Annotated in this window: 13 protein-coding genes; 1 reads left to right on the top strand and 12 read right to left on the bottom strand. The window is 71.0% G+C overall.

Annotated features, from left to right (window positions below; translation table 11 throughout):
• Positions 1-20 precede the first annotated feature (20 nt).
• The 11 genes from P3T37_RS10735 to P3T37_RS10685 form a co-directional block, all read right to left on the bottom strand.
• Positions 21-944, bottom strand: coding sequence for an NADP-dependent oxidoreductase (locus P3T37_RS10735; RefSeq protein WP_280723280.1), 924 nt, complete (start codon positions 942-944; stop codon positions 21-23).
• A 147-nt stretch (positions 945-1,091) separates the two neighbouring features.
• On the bottom strand, positions 1,092-1,778 hold the full coding sequence (locus P3T37_RS10730; RefSeq protein WP_280723279.1) for a hypothetical protein: 687 nt from the start codon (positions 1,776-1,778) through the stop codon (positions 1,092-1,094).
• A complete protein-coding gene (locus P3T37_RS10725) occupies positions 1,775-2,308 on the bottom strand; it encodes a SigE family RNA polymerase sigma factor (RefSeq protein ID WP_280723278.1) in 534 nt (177 codons plus the stop codon). The genes P3T37_RS10730 and P3T37_RS10725 overlap by 4 nt, the downstream gene beginning before the upstream one ends.
• Positions 2,309-2,355: 47 nt before the next feature.
• Entirely contained in the window at positions 2,356-3,024 is a 669-nt protein-coding gene (locus P3T37_RS10720; protein WP_280723277.1) for a hypothetical protein, read from the bottom strand.
• A 155-nt stretch (positions 3,025-3,179) separates the two neighbouring features.
• Positions 3,180-5,159 carry a biotin carboxylase N-terminal domain-containing protein gene (locus P3T37_RS10715; protein WP_280723276.1) on the bottom strand — a complete coding sequence of 660 codons (1,980 nt, stop codon included), beginning with the start codon at positions 5,157-5,159 and terminating at the stop codon, positions 3,180-3,182.
• 5 nt (positions 5,160-5,164) lie between these two features.
• Entirely contained in the window at positions 5,165-6,769 is a 1,605-nt protein-coding gene (locus P3T37_RS10710; RefSeq protein WP_280723275.1) for a carboxyl transferase domain-containing protein, read from the bottom strand.
• 54 nt (positions 6,770-6,823) lie between these two features.
• Positions 6,824-8,047, bottom strand: coding sequence for an MFS transporter (locus P3T37_RS10705; protein ID WP_280723274.1), 1,224 nt, complete (start codon positions 8,045-8,047; stop codon positions 6,824-6,826).
• A complete protein-coding gene (locus P3T37_RS10700; protein WP_280723273.1) occupies positions 8,040-9,260 on the bottom strand; it encodes an aminotransferase class I/II-fold pyridoxal phosphate-dependent enzyme in 1,221 nt (406 codons plus the stop codon). Before P3T37_RS10700 ends, P3T37_RS10705 begins: the two co-directional genes overlap by 8 nt.
• Before the next feature lie 25 nt (positions 9,261-9,285).
• Positions 9,286-10,167, bottom strand: a complete 882-nt coding sequence (locus P3T37_RS10695) for a 3-hydroxybutyryl-CoA dehydrogenase (protein WP_280723272.1) — start codon at positions 10,165-10,167, stop codon at positions 9,286-9,288.
• A gap of 260 nt (positions 10,168-10,427) precedes the next feature.
• A complete protein-coding gene (locus P3T37_RS10690; RefSeq protein WP_280723271.1) occupies positions 10,428-11,228 on the bottom strand; it encodes a helix-turn-helix transcriptional regulator in 801 nt (266 codons plus the stop codon).
• A 56-nt stretch (positions 11,229-11,284) separates the two neighbouring features.
• Positions 11,285-11,764 carry a VOC family protein gene (locus P3T37_RS10685; protein ID WP_280723270.1) on the bottom strand — a complete coding sequence of 160 codons (480 nt, stop codon included), beginning with the start codon at positions 11,762-11,764 and terminating at the stop codon, positions 11,285-11,287.
• Positions 11,765-11,882: 118 nt separating this feature from the next.
• Between P3T37_RS10685 and P3T37_RS10680 the strand changes: the two genes are divergently transcribed.
• On the top strand, positions 11,883-14,798 hold the full coding sequence (locus P3T37_RS10680) for a PKD domain-containing protein (RefSeq protein ID WP_280723269.1): 2,916 nt from the start codon (positions 11,883-11,885) through the stop codon (positions 14,796-14,798).
• Here P3T37_RS10680 and P3T37_RS10675 read toward each other — a convergent pair.
• The gene (locus P3T37_RS10675) at positions 14,785-15,657 is read right to left on the bottom strand and encodes an alpha/beta hydrolase (protein ID WP_280723268.1); all 873 of its coding nucleotides are present in this window, start codon (positions 15,655-15,657) and stop codon (positions 14,785-14,787) included. The two genes, P3T37_RS10680 and P3T37_RS10675, sit on opposite strands and share 14 nt — an antisense overlap.
• Positions 15,658-15,700 lie beyond the last annotated feature (43 nt).

The raw sequence follows: 15,700 nt of genomic DNA, 5'->3' as shown, positions 1-15,700 counted from the left end.
CCCCCAATTGCCGGTCGGTCTTAGAGGGTCAGGACGATCTTGCCCTGGGTGCGGCCGGTCTCCAGCAGCTCGTGCGCCTTGGCCACCTCGGCGAGCGGGAAGGTCTCGGCGACGTACGGACGGATCCGCCCGGCGTCGACCAGCGCCGTGATCGCCTCCAGCGAGGCGTAGTCCGGCTCGACCGAGATCCCGGCGAAGCGCCGCCCCGCCGCCCGGGTGGCGGCCGCGAGCTGCGGGTTGCCGTGCTCCAGGATGGTGACCAGCACACCGCCCGGCCGCAGCACACTGAGCGAGCGCTCGCCCTGGGCGTTGGAGTCGAAGACCACGTCGAGGTCCCGCACCGCCTCGGTGAAGTCGGTGGTCCGGTAGTCGATCACCTCGTCGGCGCCGAGCTCGCGGAGATACGCGTGCTTGCCCTCGCTGGCCAGCGCGATCACGTGGGCCCCGCGGGCCTTGGCGATCTGCACCGCGAGGTGGCCGACGCCGCCGGCCGCGCGGTGGATCAGCACCCGGTCGCCCTCGGCGAGTTGGGCCGCGTCCACCAGGCCCTGCCAGGCGGTCAGCCCCGCCAGCGGCAGCGCCGCGGCGTGCACGTGGTCGAGCGAGGCCGGCTTGCGGGCCACCTGGCGGGAGGGGACGGCGACGTAGTCGGAGTAGCCGTTCGCGGCGCGCGGGAAGAACGGCATCCCGTACACCTCGTCGCCGACCGCGAAGCGGGCCCCCGGGCCGGCCTCCTCGACCACGCCGGAGATGTCCCAGCCGACCCCGAACGGCGGCTCCCCCAGCAGCGGGAAGTTCCCCGACCTGACGACCGCGTCCACCGGGTTGAGCGCGCTCGCGTGCACCCGGACGAGCACCTCGCCCGAGAGCGGCTGCGGGCGCTCGGCCTCGACGAGTTCGAGTACCTCGGGACCGCCGAACGAGTGCTGGACGACCGTACGCATGATGACTCCCTGGGTCTGGCGGGTTGATTTGATCAACTCGGTGGACTCCACGGTAGGGAGGATGCGCGAGACGCAGAATGGCCTTCCGTCTCGCATTCATGTCCGTTCGTCTTCCCACTGCGTCGTCGGTGTCCTGAGTCTTCGGTGTCAGAAGTTCTGGTGGCCGACGGTGTGGTGCTGGGTGTCGTACTCGTCGAGGGTGTGCATGTGGGAGGCGGCGGGGATGGGGATGGCGTAGGCGGTGAAGGCGGTGCCGGGGATGGTGGCGGTGGTGGCGGTGGTGGGTGCGGTGTTGGTGAAGTTCATGGTGGCGGTGGCGACGTCGGCGGCGGGTTGGGCGATGAAGATGCTGGCGCCGTCGGGGAGCATGTGCTGTCCGTACATGCCGCTGGGGTTCGGGGCGGTGAGGCCCTTGACGCCGGCGCAGTCGCCGTAGGGGCTGGTGGGCTGGTTGTTGAGGGTGGTTTGCAGGCAGACCAGGCTGCCTGTGCTCTTCTCGCCAGGGACGAAGTCCGGGGGAGTGGTCGGGTAGTAGGTCAGTGTGACCGACCAGGTGGTGCCGTCCAGCACGCCGCTGCCCACGATCTGCGACAGCTGGCCCGGGACCGTCGCCGCGGCGGCGGGGGGCGGGGGCTCCGGTGTTCCCGCCAGGTCCTTCAGGCTCCAGGAGAGGGCGAGGGCGCCGGCCAGTGCGCAGGCCGCGACGCCGGTCCGGACCCGGCGGCGGCGCGTGCGAAGCGCCCGGCCCGACCGCACGATCTCGGTGACCGGCGCGGGTGACGGGGTGATCCGCCGGGCCGAACTGGCCAGGGCGTCCTGGAGTTGATCGGTCATGAGGTCGCTCCCAACAGGTCGGCGGCGTGGTCGAGCAGGGCGGGGTCGGAGCGCAGCTTGGCCAGCGCACGGGACGCCTGGCTCTTCACCGTGCCGACGCTGCACCTGAGTTCCTCGGCGACCTGCTCCAGGCTCAGGTCCTCCCAGTAGCGCAGCACCACCACGGCCCGCTGGCGTTCGGGCAGCGCGGCGAGGGCCGCGACCAGCAGGTCGCGGTCCTCGCCGGGGTGGGCGGCCGCCGGTGCCGGGCGGTCCGGCAGGAAAGGCGTCAGCAGGTGGCTGACCCTTCGCCGCCGGACCCGGCTGCGGTTGTTGTTCACCAGTGCGCTTCGCAGGTAGCTGGCGGCGGTGTCCGGGCGTATCCGCCGCCAGTGCGGATACGCCTTCGCGAGGGTGGTCTGCACCAGGTCCTCGGCCTCGTGGAAGTCACCGGTGAGCAGGTAGGCGGTCTGCACCAGTGATCCCCACCGGGCCACCACGAACTCGCTGAAGCCGGCGTCCTCGCCTGCTCGCTCTGTGCCGCTGCGCACGGAAATGGGCGTCCTTCGGGTCGGTGCCGGTGTCAGAGGTTCTGGTGTCAGAAGTTCTGGTGGCCGACGGTGTGGTGCTGGGTGTCGTACTCGTCGAGGGTGTGCATGTGGGAGGCGGCGGGGATGGGGATGGCGTAGGCGGTGAAGGCGGTGCCGGGGATGGTGGCGGTGGTGGCGGTGGTGGGTGCGGTGTTGGTGAAGTTCATGGTGGCGGTGGCGACGTCGGCGGCGGGTTGGGCGATGAAGATGCTGGCGCCGTCGGGGAGCATGTGCTGTCCGTACATGCCGCTGGGGCTGGGGGCGGTGAGGCCCTTGACGCCGGCGCAGTCGCCGTAGGGGCTGGTGGGCTGGTTGTTGAGGGTGGTGCGCAGGCAGACCAGGCTGCCTGTGCTCTTCTCGCCGGGTACGAAGTCGGCGGGGGTGGTCGGGTAGTAGGTCAGTGTGACCGACCAGGGGGTGCCGTCCAGCACGCCGCTGCCCACGGTCTGCGACCGCGGGTCGCCGGTCGGCGCGGGGGTGGGGACCGGGACGGCCGTGCTGGTGGGCGACGCCTTCGCCGCGGCCTTCGCTGCGGCGAGCTGATCGGCGAGGGCTGCGGGGTACGCGGGGGTGGAGTCGGCGTTGGCGGACGTGCTCAGGGCGAGGCCGGCCAGGGCGGTGGCGGCCGCGGCGGCCACCGCGGCCGCGATGAGCTTCTTGGTCCGTGGCTGGGTCATGGTTCTCCTCGATCGCGCAGGGGTGAACGGTAGGAGTGGCGCCTCTCCACCCGTAAGTACTCCCGCTCTGCCGAACGGGTTGCACGCGTCGAGGACGGACATACGGACGGGCCCCGGCCGCGGGAAGGCGGCGGGGCCCGTACGGGTGTGCGTTCTCAGGCGTCGGTGTCGGCGTCCGCCTCTGCCGTCAGGTGGACCAGGATCTGGTCGGCCGAGACCAGGTCGTGCAGCGCGCAGGTCACCTCGTCCACCACGCCGGCGAACGGCGCCAGGATGCGGTTCTCCATCTTCATCGCCTCCACGATGACCAGCACGTCGCCCTCCGCGACCCGGTCGCCGACCGCGCAGCCCAGGCCGACCACCGTGCCGGGCATGGCGGACTTCACCACGTTGTCGACGCTCTCGCCGTCGCCCTGGTCGAAGGTCCGGGCGGCCAGCGACACCCGGTGGCCGGCCAGCGAGAGCTCGAAGCCGCCGGGGGTGCGCAGGCCGGTCCAGGCGACGTCCCCGACCGTGCCGCGGAACAGCCCGCCCTGGCGCGCGACCGAGACGCTGAACGGACGGCCGTCCAGCCTCACGTCCACCCGACCGTCGCCGCGCAGGCCGGTCAGCCAGGCCTCCCGGGCGCCGCCGGCGTCGCGCGTCAGGACGCGGCCCAGCGGTGCGCAGGGGTCCAGGTCCTGGCGGTTGAGCGCCCCGACGGTGCCGCTCCACGGGGAGGCGCAGGCGTCGCCGGTGGCCGGGAGCTCCATCGCGGCCGCGCAGGCCGCGGCCTGGGCGGCCCGGTCGCGATGGGTGGCCTGCGCGACGAACCCGTCCACCAGGTGGGTGTCCAGGCGCCCCGCGACCACCTGCGGCTCCTGGAGCAGCTCGGCCAGGAACCCGAGGTTGGTGGTCAGTCCGAGGACGGACGTGCCGCCGATCGCCTCGACCAGTTGGCGCAGGGCGGTCGGCCGATCCGGTCCGCGCGCGATCAGCTTGGCGATCATCGGGTCGTAGAAGGCGGTGACCACGTCGGGGTGGTCGAAGGCGGCCTCCACCCGGATGGTGTCGGGCCACTGGACGTGCTCCGCCCGGCCCGGCGCGGGTCGGAACCCCTCGTCCGGGTCCTCGGCGTAGACGCGGCACTCCACCGCGTGCCCGGCGGCGGTGATCTCGTGCTGCTCCCGCGGCAGCGCCTGCCCGGCGGCGACCCGCAGCTGCCACTCCACCAGGTCCACCCCGGTGATCTCCTCGGTGACCGGATGCTCCACCTGGAGACGGGTGTTGGCCTCCAGGAAGTAGAACCGGTCGTCGGTGTCGAGGATGAACTCGAAGGTGCCGGCGTTGACGTAGCCGAGCGACCGGGCACCCAGGACCGCGGCCTCCAGCAGCGCCTCGCGCACCCCGGCGGGCAGGTTGGCCGCCGGGGCCTCCTCGACCACCTTCTGGTGCCGGCGCTGGAGCGAGCACTCCCGCTCGAACAGGTGCACCACGTTGCCGTGCGTGTCGCCGAAGACCTGGACCTCCAGGTGCCGCGGGCGCGGGACGTAGCGCTCGGCCAGCAGCCGCCCGTCACCGAAGCTGCTGCGGCCCAACCGGACGGCGGCGGCGACGGCTTCGGCCAGTTCGGCCTCGGACTCCACCACCCGCATGCCCTTGCCGCCGCCGCCGGCGACCGGTTTGAGGATCACCGGGTAGCCGATCTCCGCGGCGTCCAGGGCGAGTTGCCCGGCCGACTCGGTGGCGTCCGGGGAGCCCGGCAGGATCGGCACGCCGGCCTCGGCCATCAGCGCGCGGGCGGTCGCCTTGTCGCCCATGGCCGTGATCATCGCGGCGTCCGGTCCGACGTAGACCAGGCCGGCCTCGGCCACCGCGGTGGCGAACTGCGGGCTCTCGGAGAGGAATCCGTAGCCCGGGTGGACGGCGTCGCAGCCGGTCCGCAGGGCCGCGTCGACCAGCGCCGCGATGTTCAGGTAGCTGTCCGCGGCGGGGCCGGCGCCGATCCGGACGGACTCGACGGCGCCCTCCAGATGGGCCGCCGTGCGGTCGGCGTCGGAGTACACGGCGACGTACTCGACGTCGAGGCGTCGGCAGGTGCGGGCGATCCGCCGGGCGATCTCGCCGCGGTTGGCGATCAGGACACGCTTGAGCATTTCCATCACATCCTGAACACGCCGAAGCGCGTCTCACGTTCGGGGGCGTCGGCGGCCATCGCCAGCGAGAGCGTCAGCCACTCGCGGGTCTCGGTCGGGTCCACCACGGCGTCCACCCACATCCGGGCCGCGTAGTACAGCGGGTGCGACTGCCGTTCGTAGGTGTCGATGATCGGGCGCTTGATCGACTCCTCCTCCTCGGGGGAGAGGACCCTGCCCTCCTTGGCCAGCTGGTCGCTGCGGATCAGCGCCATCACGGTGGCGGTCTGCTCGCCGCCGACGGCGGTGGACTTGGCGCTCGGCCACATCGCCATCAGCCGCGGGCCCATGGACCGCCCGCACATGGCGAAGTTCCCGGCGCCGAAGCTGCCGCCGATCACCAGGCTGAACTTGGGGACCTGGGCGCAGGAGACGGCGTTGACCAGTTTGGCGCCGTGCTTGGCGATGCCGGCGGCCTCGTACTCGGCGCCGACCATGAAGCCGTTGATGTTGTGCAGGAAGAGCAGCGGGATGTTGCGCTGGGCGCAGATCTCGATGAAGTTGGCGGCCTTCTGGGCGCTTTCGGGGAACAGCACCCCGTCGTTGATCAGGACGCCGACCGGGTAGCCGCCGATGTGGCCGGTGCCGCAGACGATGGTCGGGCCGAACCGGCTGCGGTACTCGGCGAATTCACTGCCGTCCAGCAGCCGGGCCAGCACCTCGCGGGCGGGGATGTGCTCGCGCAGGCTGGCGCTGATGATGCCGGGGAGTTCGGCGGGGTCGTACAGCGGCGGCCGCGGTGTCTGCGGCGGCCGCGACACCGGTCCGGGACCGTTGCGCAGGACGATCTCGCGTACCAGCGCCAGCGCGTGCTCGTCGTTCTCGGCGAGGTGGTCGGCGACACCGGTGACCCGGGTGTGCAGGTCGGCGCCGCCCAGGGTCTCGGCGTCGACCACCTCGCCGGTCGCGGCGCGGACCAGCTGCGGTCCGCCGAGGAAGATCGTGCCGTTGCCGCGCACGATCACCGCCTCGTCGCACATCGCCGGGATGTAGGCGCCGCCGGCCGTGCAGGATCCCATCACGGCCGCGATCTGCGGCAGTCCGAGCGCCGACATCTCGGCGATGTTCCGGAACATCCGCCCGAGGTGGTACTCGTCGGGGAAGAGGTCCTCCTGCAACGGCAGGTAGATGCCGCCGGAGTCGACCAGGTAGATGCAGGGCAGCCCGTTCTCGCGGGCGACCTTCTGCGCCCGCAGGTGCTTCTGCACGGTGAGCGGGAAGTAGGTCCCGCCCTTGACCGTGGCGTCGTTGGCGAAGACCATGGCCGGCCGGCCGCCCACCACGCCGATCCCGGTGATCAGCGCGGCCGACGGGACGGGCTCGTCGTAGACGTCGTGGGCGACCAGCTGGCCGAGTTCCATGAACGGTGTTCCGGCGTCCAGCAGCCCGAACACCCGCTGGCGCGCGGTGAGTTTGCCGCGTTCGGCGTGCCGCCGGTGGGCCTTCTCGTCGCCGCCGGCGATGGCGGCGGCCCGGGCGTCGGAGATGATCCGCCGCTTCTCCTCGAAGGCTTCGACGTTGCGGCGGAAGATCTCTGACGAGGTGTCGATTCGTGAGCGGAGTTGCGTCATCGGACCCTCCTGCTGGTAACGGTCGGGTGGTGGGTGGTTGGAGAAACTCTGGTGCTATCGGCGGGAGTTGCCGCGCAGGACCAGCAGCAGCGCCAGTGCGCTGAGGGCGGTGGCGACGGACGCCCAGGCGAGGTCGGCGTGCAGCAGCACCGCGAGAGTTGACACGACGCCGGCGATGGACTGGGCCAGGAAGCCGCACAGGGCCACCGCGTACGCGCCGTGCTCCTTCACCCCGCCCACCGCGACGGCCATACTGCTGGGGAACAGCGCGGCCTGGCCGAAGGTGGTGGCGCAGTAGAGCAGCACGAACACCGCAAGCGCGAGCTTGAGTTGGAGTCCGGGGACCAGCCACAGCACGATCATCAGCAGGCCGGAGGCGGTCATCACCAGGGCGCCGGTGCGCATCAGCCAGGCCGAGCCGGCCGAGGCCGCCAGCCGGTTCACCATCATCGCGCCGGCGAAGTAGGCCAGCCCGAAGAGGAGTCCGAAGTTGCCGTACGCCTCGACGCTCATGCCGAAGTGCTGCTGGATCACGAACGGCGCGACCTCCTGGAGCAGGACGATGGTGGCGAAGCCGAGGCCGCCGGCCACCGTGGGCAGCAGGAACGCCCGGACGGTCAGGATCCGGAGGTAGATCCGCACCATGCCGCCCTGTTCGTCGCGCCCGCGTCCGCGGCCGGGATCCAGCGCCAGCGTCGTCGTGCCGAGCGCGCCGAGCGTCCCGACCACGGCCAGCAGGACGAACCCGGCCTGCCAGTGCGCGTAGCGGCCGATCAGGCCGCCCAGGAACTGGCCGCCGCCCAGCGCGGTGACGAACGCGATCGAGAGCACCGAGAGCCGGCGGGCGAGCGCGTCGCCGCTGCCGAGGTCGCGCACGAAGATCCGCGCGATGATGGCCGCCCCGCCCGCGCCGATGCCCTGCACCGAGCGCAGGACCAGCAGGCCGGCGGGCGAGGTGTTCACCGCGAGCAGCGCGCTGGAGAGCACGAAGAGCGCGAGGGCGGCCAGCACGGACGCCCGGCGGCCGTAGCGGTCGGCCGCGCGCCCCCAGAGCACGACGGGCGCGGCCGCACCGATCACGAAGAGCGACACCGACAGGGTGGCGACGCCGCGCGAGACGCCGAGGTCGTGCTCGACGGCGGGCAGTGAGGGCAGGTAGATGGTGGTGGCCATCTGGGCCATGAACACCATCAGGCAGGCCACCAGCATGGTGCGCCGCTCGGACTTGCTGCTCGTGGCCGGGGCCGCTGGGGCCCGCAGGGTCTGCTGCTCAGACATGCCGGTCCCGCAACTCGTGCAGCAGACCGGCGAACTCGGTGATCTCGGCGCTGCTCATGTTGGCGCGCAGCATCAGGCGCAGGCCCGCCTTGCCCCGGGCGATCACCGGGAAGAAGATCGGGGAGGCGTAGTACCCGTGCTTCAGCAGGCCCTCGGCCAGCCGGACGGTGGCATCCTCGGCGCCGATGTCGACGAAGCGGATCGGCAGTCCGTCGCCGCTCAGCGCGGTCGGCACCAGGCGGTCGAAGAGGTCGACGTTCTCCGCCAGCCTGGCCTGCAACTCCTTGAGCTCGGGGGAGCGGTGGATCTCGGCCGAGGCCAGCACGGCGCCGAGGCCGGCCGTGTTGATCCGCTGCGACCACATCAGCGGGCCGCCGTTGCGCAGGGCGGTGTCGCGCCGCTGCTGGGCGCCCTTGCGGCCGAGGAAGATCGCGCCGCCGGACGCACCGAAGCCCTTGTTGAGCGAAGTGATGATCAGCGTACGGTCGTTGATCCCGCCGGCCTTCGCCATCTCCTCCAGGACCACGCCCCGGCCGCGCTCGCCGACGGTGGAGATGCCGTGCGCCTCGTCGAAGAACAGGAACAGGCCGTACTTCTCCTGGAGCCGCAGGAGTTCGGCCACCGGTGCCGCGCCGCCGGTGCTGTAGACGCCGTCGGCCACGTAGGCGACCTGGGGGTGCGTGCGGCACAGCTCCTCCAGGGCCTCCAGGTCGTTGTGCGCGATCGTGGTGACCGGCGCCTCGTCGGCGACGTTCGGCTTCATCGCGTTGAGGCAGAAGTGCGCGTTCTTGTCGAAGACCATCAACGGCGGCTGCTCGTCGGTGAAGAGGCCGGAGGCGATCAGCGGCAGGCTCGCCCAGGCCGCCGCGGCGCAGGAGGCCACGGTGATCGCCTCGACGTCGAACAGCTCCGACAGCGCGTCCTCGGCGTCCCTCAGCACGCCGAAGCGGATCCGCATCCGGGACGTCGAGGTGTTCAGCGAACCCTCGGCGAGCACGGCGTCGGCGGCGGCCTGGACGATCTTCGGGTGGGTGTCCAGGCCGAGGTAGGAGTAGGAGGACATGTTCACGAACTCGTGGCCGTCGGCCAGCGAGCGGTGGCGCCCGTCGCCGAGGCCGGCCGCGACGATGTCGAACATCCCGGCCCTGGTGGTGACCTCCCAGAAGTCGTGGCTGATCCGGGCCGACTTCTTGATGTTCATGTAGGAATGCACGCCGAACTCCTCGTTGAGATCTGAACTACGCGTAGTCGTAGAAGCCGCGGCCGGACTTGCGGCCCAGGAAGCCGGATTCGACCATCCGGGAGAGCAGCGGCGGCGGGGTGTACAGCGGCTCCTTGAACTCGCCGTACAGGGCGTCGGCCGCGGCGGCGACCACGTCGAGCCCGATCATGTCGCAGAGCCGCAGCGGGCCCATCGGGTGTGCGCAACCCAACTCCATGCCCTGGTCCACGAGTTCGGCCGAGCTGAAGCCCGACTCGACCATCCGGATGGCGGACAGCAGGTACGGGACCAGCAGCGCGTTCACCACGAAGCCGCTGCGGTCCTGGGTGGGCAGCGGCCGGCGGTCCAGCGTGTCGGCGATGAACGACTCGGCCCGGCGGCTGACGTCCTGGTCGGTCAGCAGTGTTGGAACCAGCTCCACCAGGGGCATCGCGACGACCGGGTTGAAGAAGTGGATCCCCAGTACCCGCTGCGGACGGGTCGTGGCGCGGGCCAGCTTGGTGATGGTGATGGCCGAGGTGGTCGAGGCCAGGATCGCGTCCGGCTCGAGGACCTTGTCCAGGGTGGCGAACAGGTCGAGCTTGATCGACTCGTCCTCCGGGACGGCCTCGATCACCAGCTGCCGGTCGCCGAGGTCGGCCAGGTCGGTGGTGAGCGAGATCCGGGCCAGCGCCGCGTCCCGCTCGTCCTCGGTGAGCTTCTGCTTGGCCACCCGCCGGTTCAGCGAGGCGGCGATCCGCTGCGGGGCGGAGGTGAGCGAGGACTCCCGGGAGACCGCCAGCCGGACGTCGAGACCGCGCACGGCGCACAGCTCGACGATGCCGGCGCCCATCGCGCCGGAGCCGACCACGCCGACGCGCTCGATGGGGTGGGCCGTGGTGGCGACGCCGTTTGTCATGACCGAACCGCCCGGAAATCATTAATGATCCGGATTGTCTTCGGTGGATTAGGGAATGCGTACAACGTGCGGTCTCCGGAGTCTCTCGCCACAGGACGCAGACGGCGTCCTGGCAGGTCGAAAGACTTCCAACGCGTGCTCGCGCCTGTCAACCGGCAATTATTTGCCGACTCCGGAATCCCGGCGGAATGCTGCGCCCGGGCCGACCGGTAAATATTTGCCGGTCGGCGGGTATTGAACCCCGGGCCGACCGGCATGTTTCATGTGATGACGACGAAGCGCAGGCTCTGTCGCCCGGCCGGAATCAGGACCTGGGTGACCACATCGACGACATCGGGGGAGACGTGCGGCAGGCGCAGGCGGAACGCATGGCCGTCCCGATTGGCGACCACGCAGAGCCGCTCCGCCCAGAGCCGGCGGCATTCCGGGTCGCGCAGGACGTCCTGCAGCAGGCTGACCAGCCCGGTGTCGTTCGGGTGCTCGGCCAGCGCGAAGCGGATCATCGCCAGGTACATCCGCGCGTGCCGGGGCCAGTCGACCAGCTGCTCGCGGGCCTCCGGCAGGATCAGGCCCCAGCGGATCAGGTTGGCGTCCGGGGCGAGTACCCACGGGAACCACTCGGCCATCGCCCGGTTGTGGCCCACGATGTTCCAGGAGCTGTCGGTCAGGTAGGCGGGCCTGGGCATCTGCCGGTCGAGGAGGTCCTGGAGCTGGCCCAGGCCGGAGGCGTCATCGGGCTTGTCCAGGGCGGCGTACGGGGTCCCGCCCAGGGCGTAGAGGTAGAGCGTCGCGCGTTCGTCGGCGTCCAGCAGCAGCGAGTCCGCGAGCAGCGTCAGCACCCGCGGGTCCAGCCGCGCGGTCGCGCCGCGCTCCAGGTCGCGGTACCACCGCTCGCTCATGCCGACGCGGTTCGCGAGTTCCACCTGCGGGAGCGGTTTACCAAGGTCGAGGCGCTGCCCGGCGCGGGTGCGCCAGCTGCGTAGCAGGGCGGCGAGTCCAGGGAGTTCTCCGGGCGCCGACTCGTCGGAAGTGAGGTCGACGGTGATTTCCTCGTGCGCCATCGAGACGTTTCTCCGGTCTATTACTCGGCATTCTCCAATTCCCGATGCTACCCCGGCTACTCGCCCGCGTGGGCCTTGCGGAGTGCGGCGATGTCGAGCTTGCCCATCGTGAACATCGCCTGCATGGTCCGCGTCGCCTTCTCCGGGTCCGGGTCGCTGATCAGGTCGATGGCCTCGGTGGGGACGACCTGCCAGGAGACGCCGTACCTGTCCTTGAGCCAGCCGCAGGCGCTCTCCTGACCGCCCTCGGTGAGCCGGCTCCAGTAGTAGTCCACCTCGTCCTGGTCGGCGCAGGGGATCTGGAACGAGATGGCCTCGTTGAAGGTGAACTGCGGCCCGCCGTTCAGTCCCACGAACTTCTGGCCGTTGAGTTCGAACTCGACCACCATCACGTCGCCGGCGGGGCCGGGCCCCGCCTCGGTGTAGCGGCCGATGCGGCCGAGGCTGGAGTTCTTGAAGATCGAGAGGTAGTGGTTCGCCGCCTCCTCGGCCTGACCGTCGAACCACAGGCAGGTGGTGAATCCCTCGGTGGACATCGGTATCTCCTTGCCGGTCAGGTGTTCACGACTGGATAATGCGTTCTCGCGCTCGATGTGATCATCCCCAGGGGGGATCGGCGGGCGCTGAGAACACGACCTCGGGGGCCCGACACTCATGCGCCAGCGCACTCTCGCCGGTTCCGTCGCAGCCGCACTGGCTCTGCTGGGGATCGGCCTGCCGGCCGTCCCCGCAGCCGCAGCGGACGACGCGAGCACGCTCTTCGTCAATCGTACCGACACGAACTGCTCGGACGCAGGCCGCGGTGCTGCGGCCCAGCCGTACTGCACCATCGCCGCGGCCGCCCGGGCGGTGCAGCCGGGGCAGACCGTGATGGTGCTCGGGACCTTCTACTCGGGTCCGGTGACGATCACGCAGTCCGGCACGCCGGGGCATCCGATCACCTTCACCACGGCGTACACGGACCAGGGGGACCGGTACCGCGCCGGGGCGGAGCTGTTCGCTGCGAGTCTGACCGCGCCCGCCCTGACGATCAGCGGCGCGCACGACGTGGTCGTCCAGAACTTCGCCCTCGACTCGGTCGGCTCGCAGGTCCTGGTCAAGGACTCCGCCCGGATCGTGCTCGACCACGACTCGCTGTTCAGTAACTACTACGTGATCCGGGACAAGGCGACCACGCCGCCGCCCGCGGTCCACCTGACCGGCAGCACCAGCGGGGTGACGGTCTCGCGCAACGTCATCCAGTGGTCGTCGGCCCAGGGCGTGCTGATCGACCCGGGTGTCAGCGGGACCGTCGTCACCACCAACGAGATCGCAAGCGGCGCCGGCTCGGCGATCGCCGCGACCGACGCCCCCGGTACGGTCGTGACGTCCAACTCGCTCTCGGGCAACTGCGGTCCGAACATCGTGCTGGCCGGGAACTCGTCCGGCTCCACGGTCGAGAACAACATCGCGGACCGGGCGGTCACCACCAGCCCGACCCCGAGCAATGTCCCGAACTGCGCCACCCCCGTCCAGCCGGTGGAGATCTCGCTCTCCGCCGGTTCCGTGCCGGGTACCACCGTGGACTACAACCTGGTCCACCCGGCCGCCGATGGGACCGCGTACAGCTGGGCCGGGCAGAGCTACGCGACGCCCGCCCAGCTCGCGGCCGCGACCGGTCAGGGCGCCCACGACCTCGACGCGGACCCGTTGTTCGCCGGCGACGCCTACGCGGACCTGTCGCTCGGCGAGGGCTCTCCCGCGATCGACTCGGCGGACTCGAACGCCACTGGGGAGCTCGCCGCAGACCTGATCGGCAACCCGGTGGTCGACGACCCGAACGTGGCCAACTCCGGTACCGGGAGCGGAACTCGGGATCGCGGCGCGTTCGAGCGGCAGGGGCTGGCCAACCTGAAGGTCGCGCTCACCGGAGGCCCGGGCCCCTACCCGCTGCCGGTGACCGCGACCGCCTCGGTCGACCAGCGCTGGCCGATCGCGGTCAGCTACACCTTCGACTTCGGCGACGGCTCGGCACCGGTGGTGTCGTCTTCCGCCACGGTGACCCATGTCTACGCGGGTGCGGGCCGCTACCCGGTCACGGTGACCGCCACCGGGCCGGACGGCGACCGACAGGTCGCCGCAGCGGGTGCCCCCGCTGTGGTCAACCCGCCCGCGCCGCTGGTGGATGCGTTCACGGTGAAGCAGCAGGTTTCGCGACCGCTGGACTACGTCGTTGACACCTCGGCGTCGTCCAGCCCCTGGACGATCACCAGCACCTCGGTGGACTTCGGTGACGGCAGCGGCTCGACCTCGTCCACCGAGCACACCTACAGCGCTCCGGGCCTCTACACCGTCAGCGTCACGTTGAAGGATGCGGGCGGGCGGGTCGCCACGACCTCGCACCCGGTGCAGATCACTTATCCCGTCTCTCGCTACTGGACCGCGGACCCCCGGCGAGTGCTGGACACCCGGGACGGCACTGGCGGCGTGCCGGCCGCGCAGGTGCCGGCGGGCGGATCGCTCACGCTCACCATTCCGAGCGGGCAGTACGCGGCGATGGGCATCGACTACGGGACGAGCGCCGTGGTCATGAACGTCACAGCGGTCGACGCCAGGGACTCCGGCTTCCTCTCGGTTGGTCCCGGCGGCGGGCCCCGGCCGACCAGCTCCAACATCAACTACGCCGCGGCGGCGGCGTCGCCCAACCTGGTGACGGTACGCGTCGGCGCGAGCGACACCGTGACGTTCTGGAACTCCGGTGGCAGCCCCGTGGACGTGGTCGCGGACCTGGTCGGGCAGTACAACTCCGGCTACGGCGACCGCTACACCCCCGTGGCGCCGACCCGCATCATGGACACCCGCGACGGCACCGGCGGCGTGCCGGTCGGTAAGATCGGCGGCCCGAAGGACGGTGAGTCCGGCTCGGGCTGCGGTTCCCACGGGGAGATCACCACGGTGGGCATCATCGGCACGCACGGAGTCCCGGCGAACGCGTCGGCCGTCGTCCTCAACGTCACGGTGACGCAGCCCGATCAGGACGGATACCTGGGGGTCTTCGGCTCGGCCGGGGCCTACGCCACCACCTCCAATCTCAACTACGCGGCGGGGCAGACCGTTTCGAACCAGGTCATCGTGCCGGTGGACAACCTCAACAAGCTGGCCTTCTGCAGCAACACGGGCAAGGAGCACGTCGTCGCCGACCTGTTCGGCTACTACAGCCCCGACGGCCAGGACTCGTTCACGCCGGTCGACCCCAGCCGCCTGCTGGACACCCGCAACAGCGCCAGTGCCAGGCTCGCGGCGAACGGCCAGCTGTCCTTCCAGGTCGCCGGCACCCCGGCGGTGCCCGCCGGCGCGGACGCCGCCGTCCTCAACCTGACCAGCACCGGCTCCGACACCGACAGCTTCCTCACCGCCTACGCCGACGGCGCGGCGCGGCCGGGGACGTCGAACGTCAACTTCGCGGCCGGGCAGACCATCCCGGACCACGCCACCGTCCCGATCGGCGCCGACGGCCGGATCGCCGTCTACAACCACGGCGGCAACACCGACGTGGTCGCGGACCTCTTCGGGTACTTCAGCAAGCCCTGATCTCGTCGAGGAAGTCGGCGATCAGCGGTGCGATCTCGGGCAGCTTCTCCTCCAGGGCGAAGTGGCCGGTGTCGAAGAGGTGGAGCTGCGCGTCCGGCAGGTCACGCAGGTAGGCGTGCGCTCCCGCCTCCGGGAAGAACGCGTCGCCGCGACCCCAGAGGATCAGCGTCGGGGGCCGGTGCTCGCGCAGCCACTGCTGCCAGACCGGGTAGAGCTCGACGTTGCTGTGGTAGTCGAGGGCGAGCGCGACCTGGGCCTCCTTGCGCCCCGGCAGGTCCAGGAAGTGCTGGTCCAGGGTCCAGCCCTCGGGGGCGACGGACTCGGTGTCGGTGGTGCCGCCCTCGTACTGTCCGCGGGTGACCGGGAGGGTCAGGATCTCCCGGACGCGCTCCTCGGCGCCGTCCACCCCCGGGCGGTTGGCGATCATGCCGAGTGCCAGCGGCGAGAGCCCCTCGGTATAGGTGTTGGCGTTCTGCACGATCAGTCCGCTGACCGCGCCCGGGAGGCGGGTGGCGAGCCGCAGGCCGACCGGGCCGCCGAAGTCGAAGGCGTACAGCGCGAAGCTCTTCAGCCCGAGGGTGCGGACGAAGCCCTCCATGACGTCGGCCAGGCGCTCGAAGGAGTACCGGAAGTCCGCCGGTGCCTCGGTGTGCCCGAAGCCCGGGTAGTCGGGGGCGATCAGGTGGTAGCGCGTGCCGAGCGCGTCGATCAGGCGGCGGAACTGGTGCGAGGCGGAGGGGAATCCGTGCAGCAGGAGGAGGGTGGGCGCGTCCGCCGGACCGGCCTCGCGGTAGAAGACCCGCACGCCGTCCACGTCGACGAAGCGGTGCGCCACTCGGGTGATCTGTACTGCGGTCATCTGTCCGGTCTCCCTTGGTGGTTGACGATGTGGTGGGCGGGGC

Source organism: Kitasatospora sp. MAA4, from assembly GCF_029893355.1.
Classification (GTDB): domain Bacteria; phylum Actinomycetota; class Actinomycetes; order Streptomycetales; family Streptomycetaceae; genus Kitasatospora.
The sequence above is the reverse complement of the archived record's forward strand: the minus strand, read 5'-3'. Positions and strand labels throughout refer to the sequence as shown.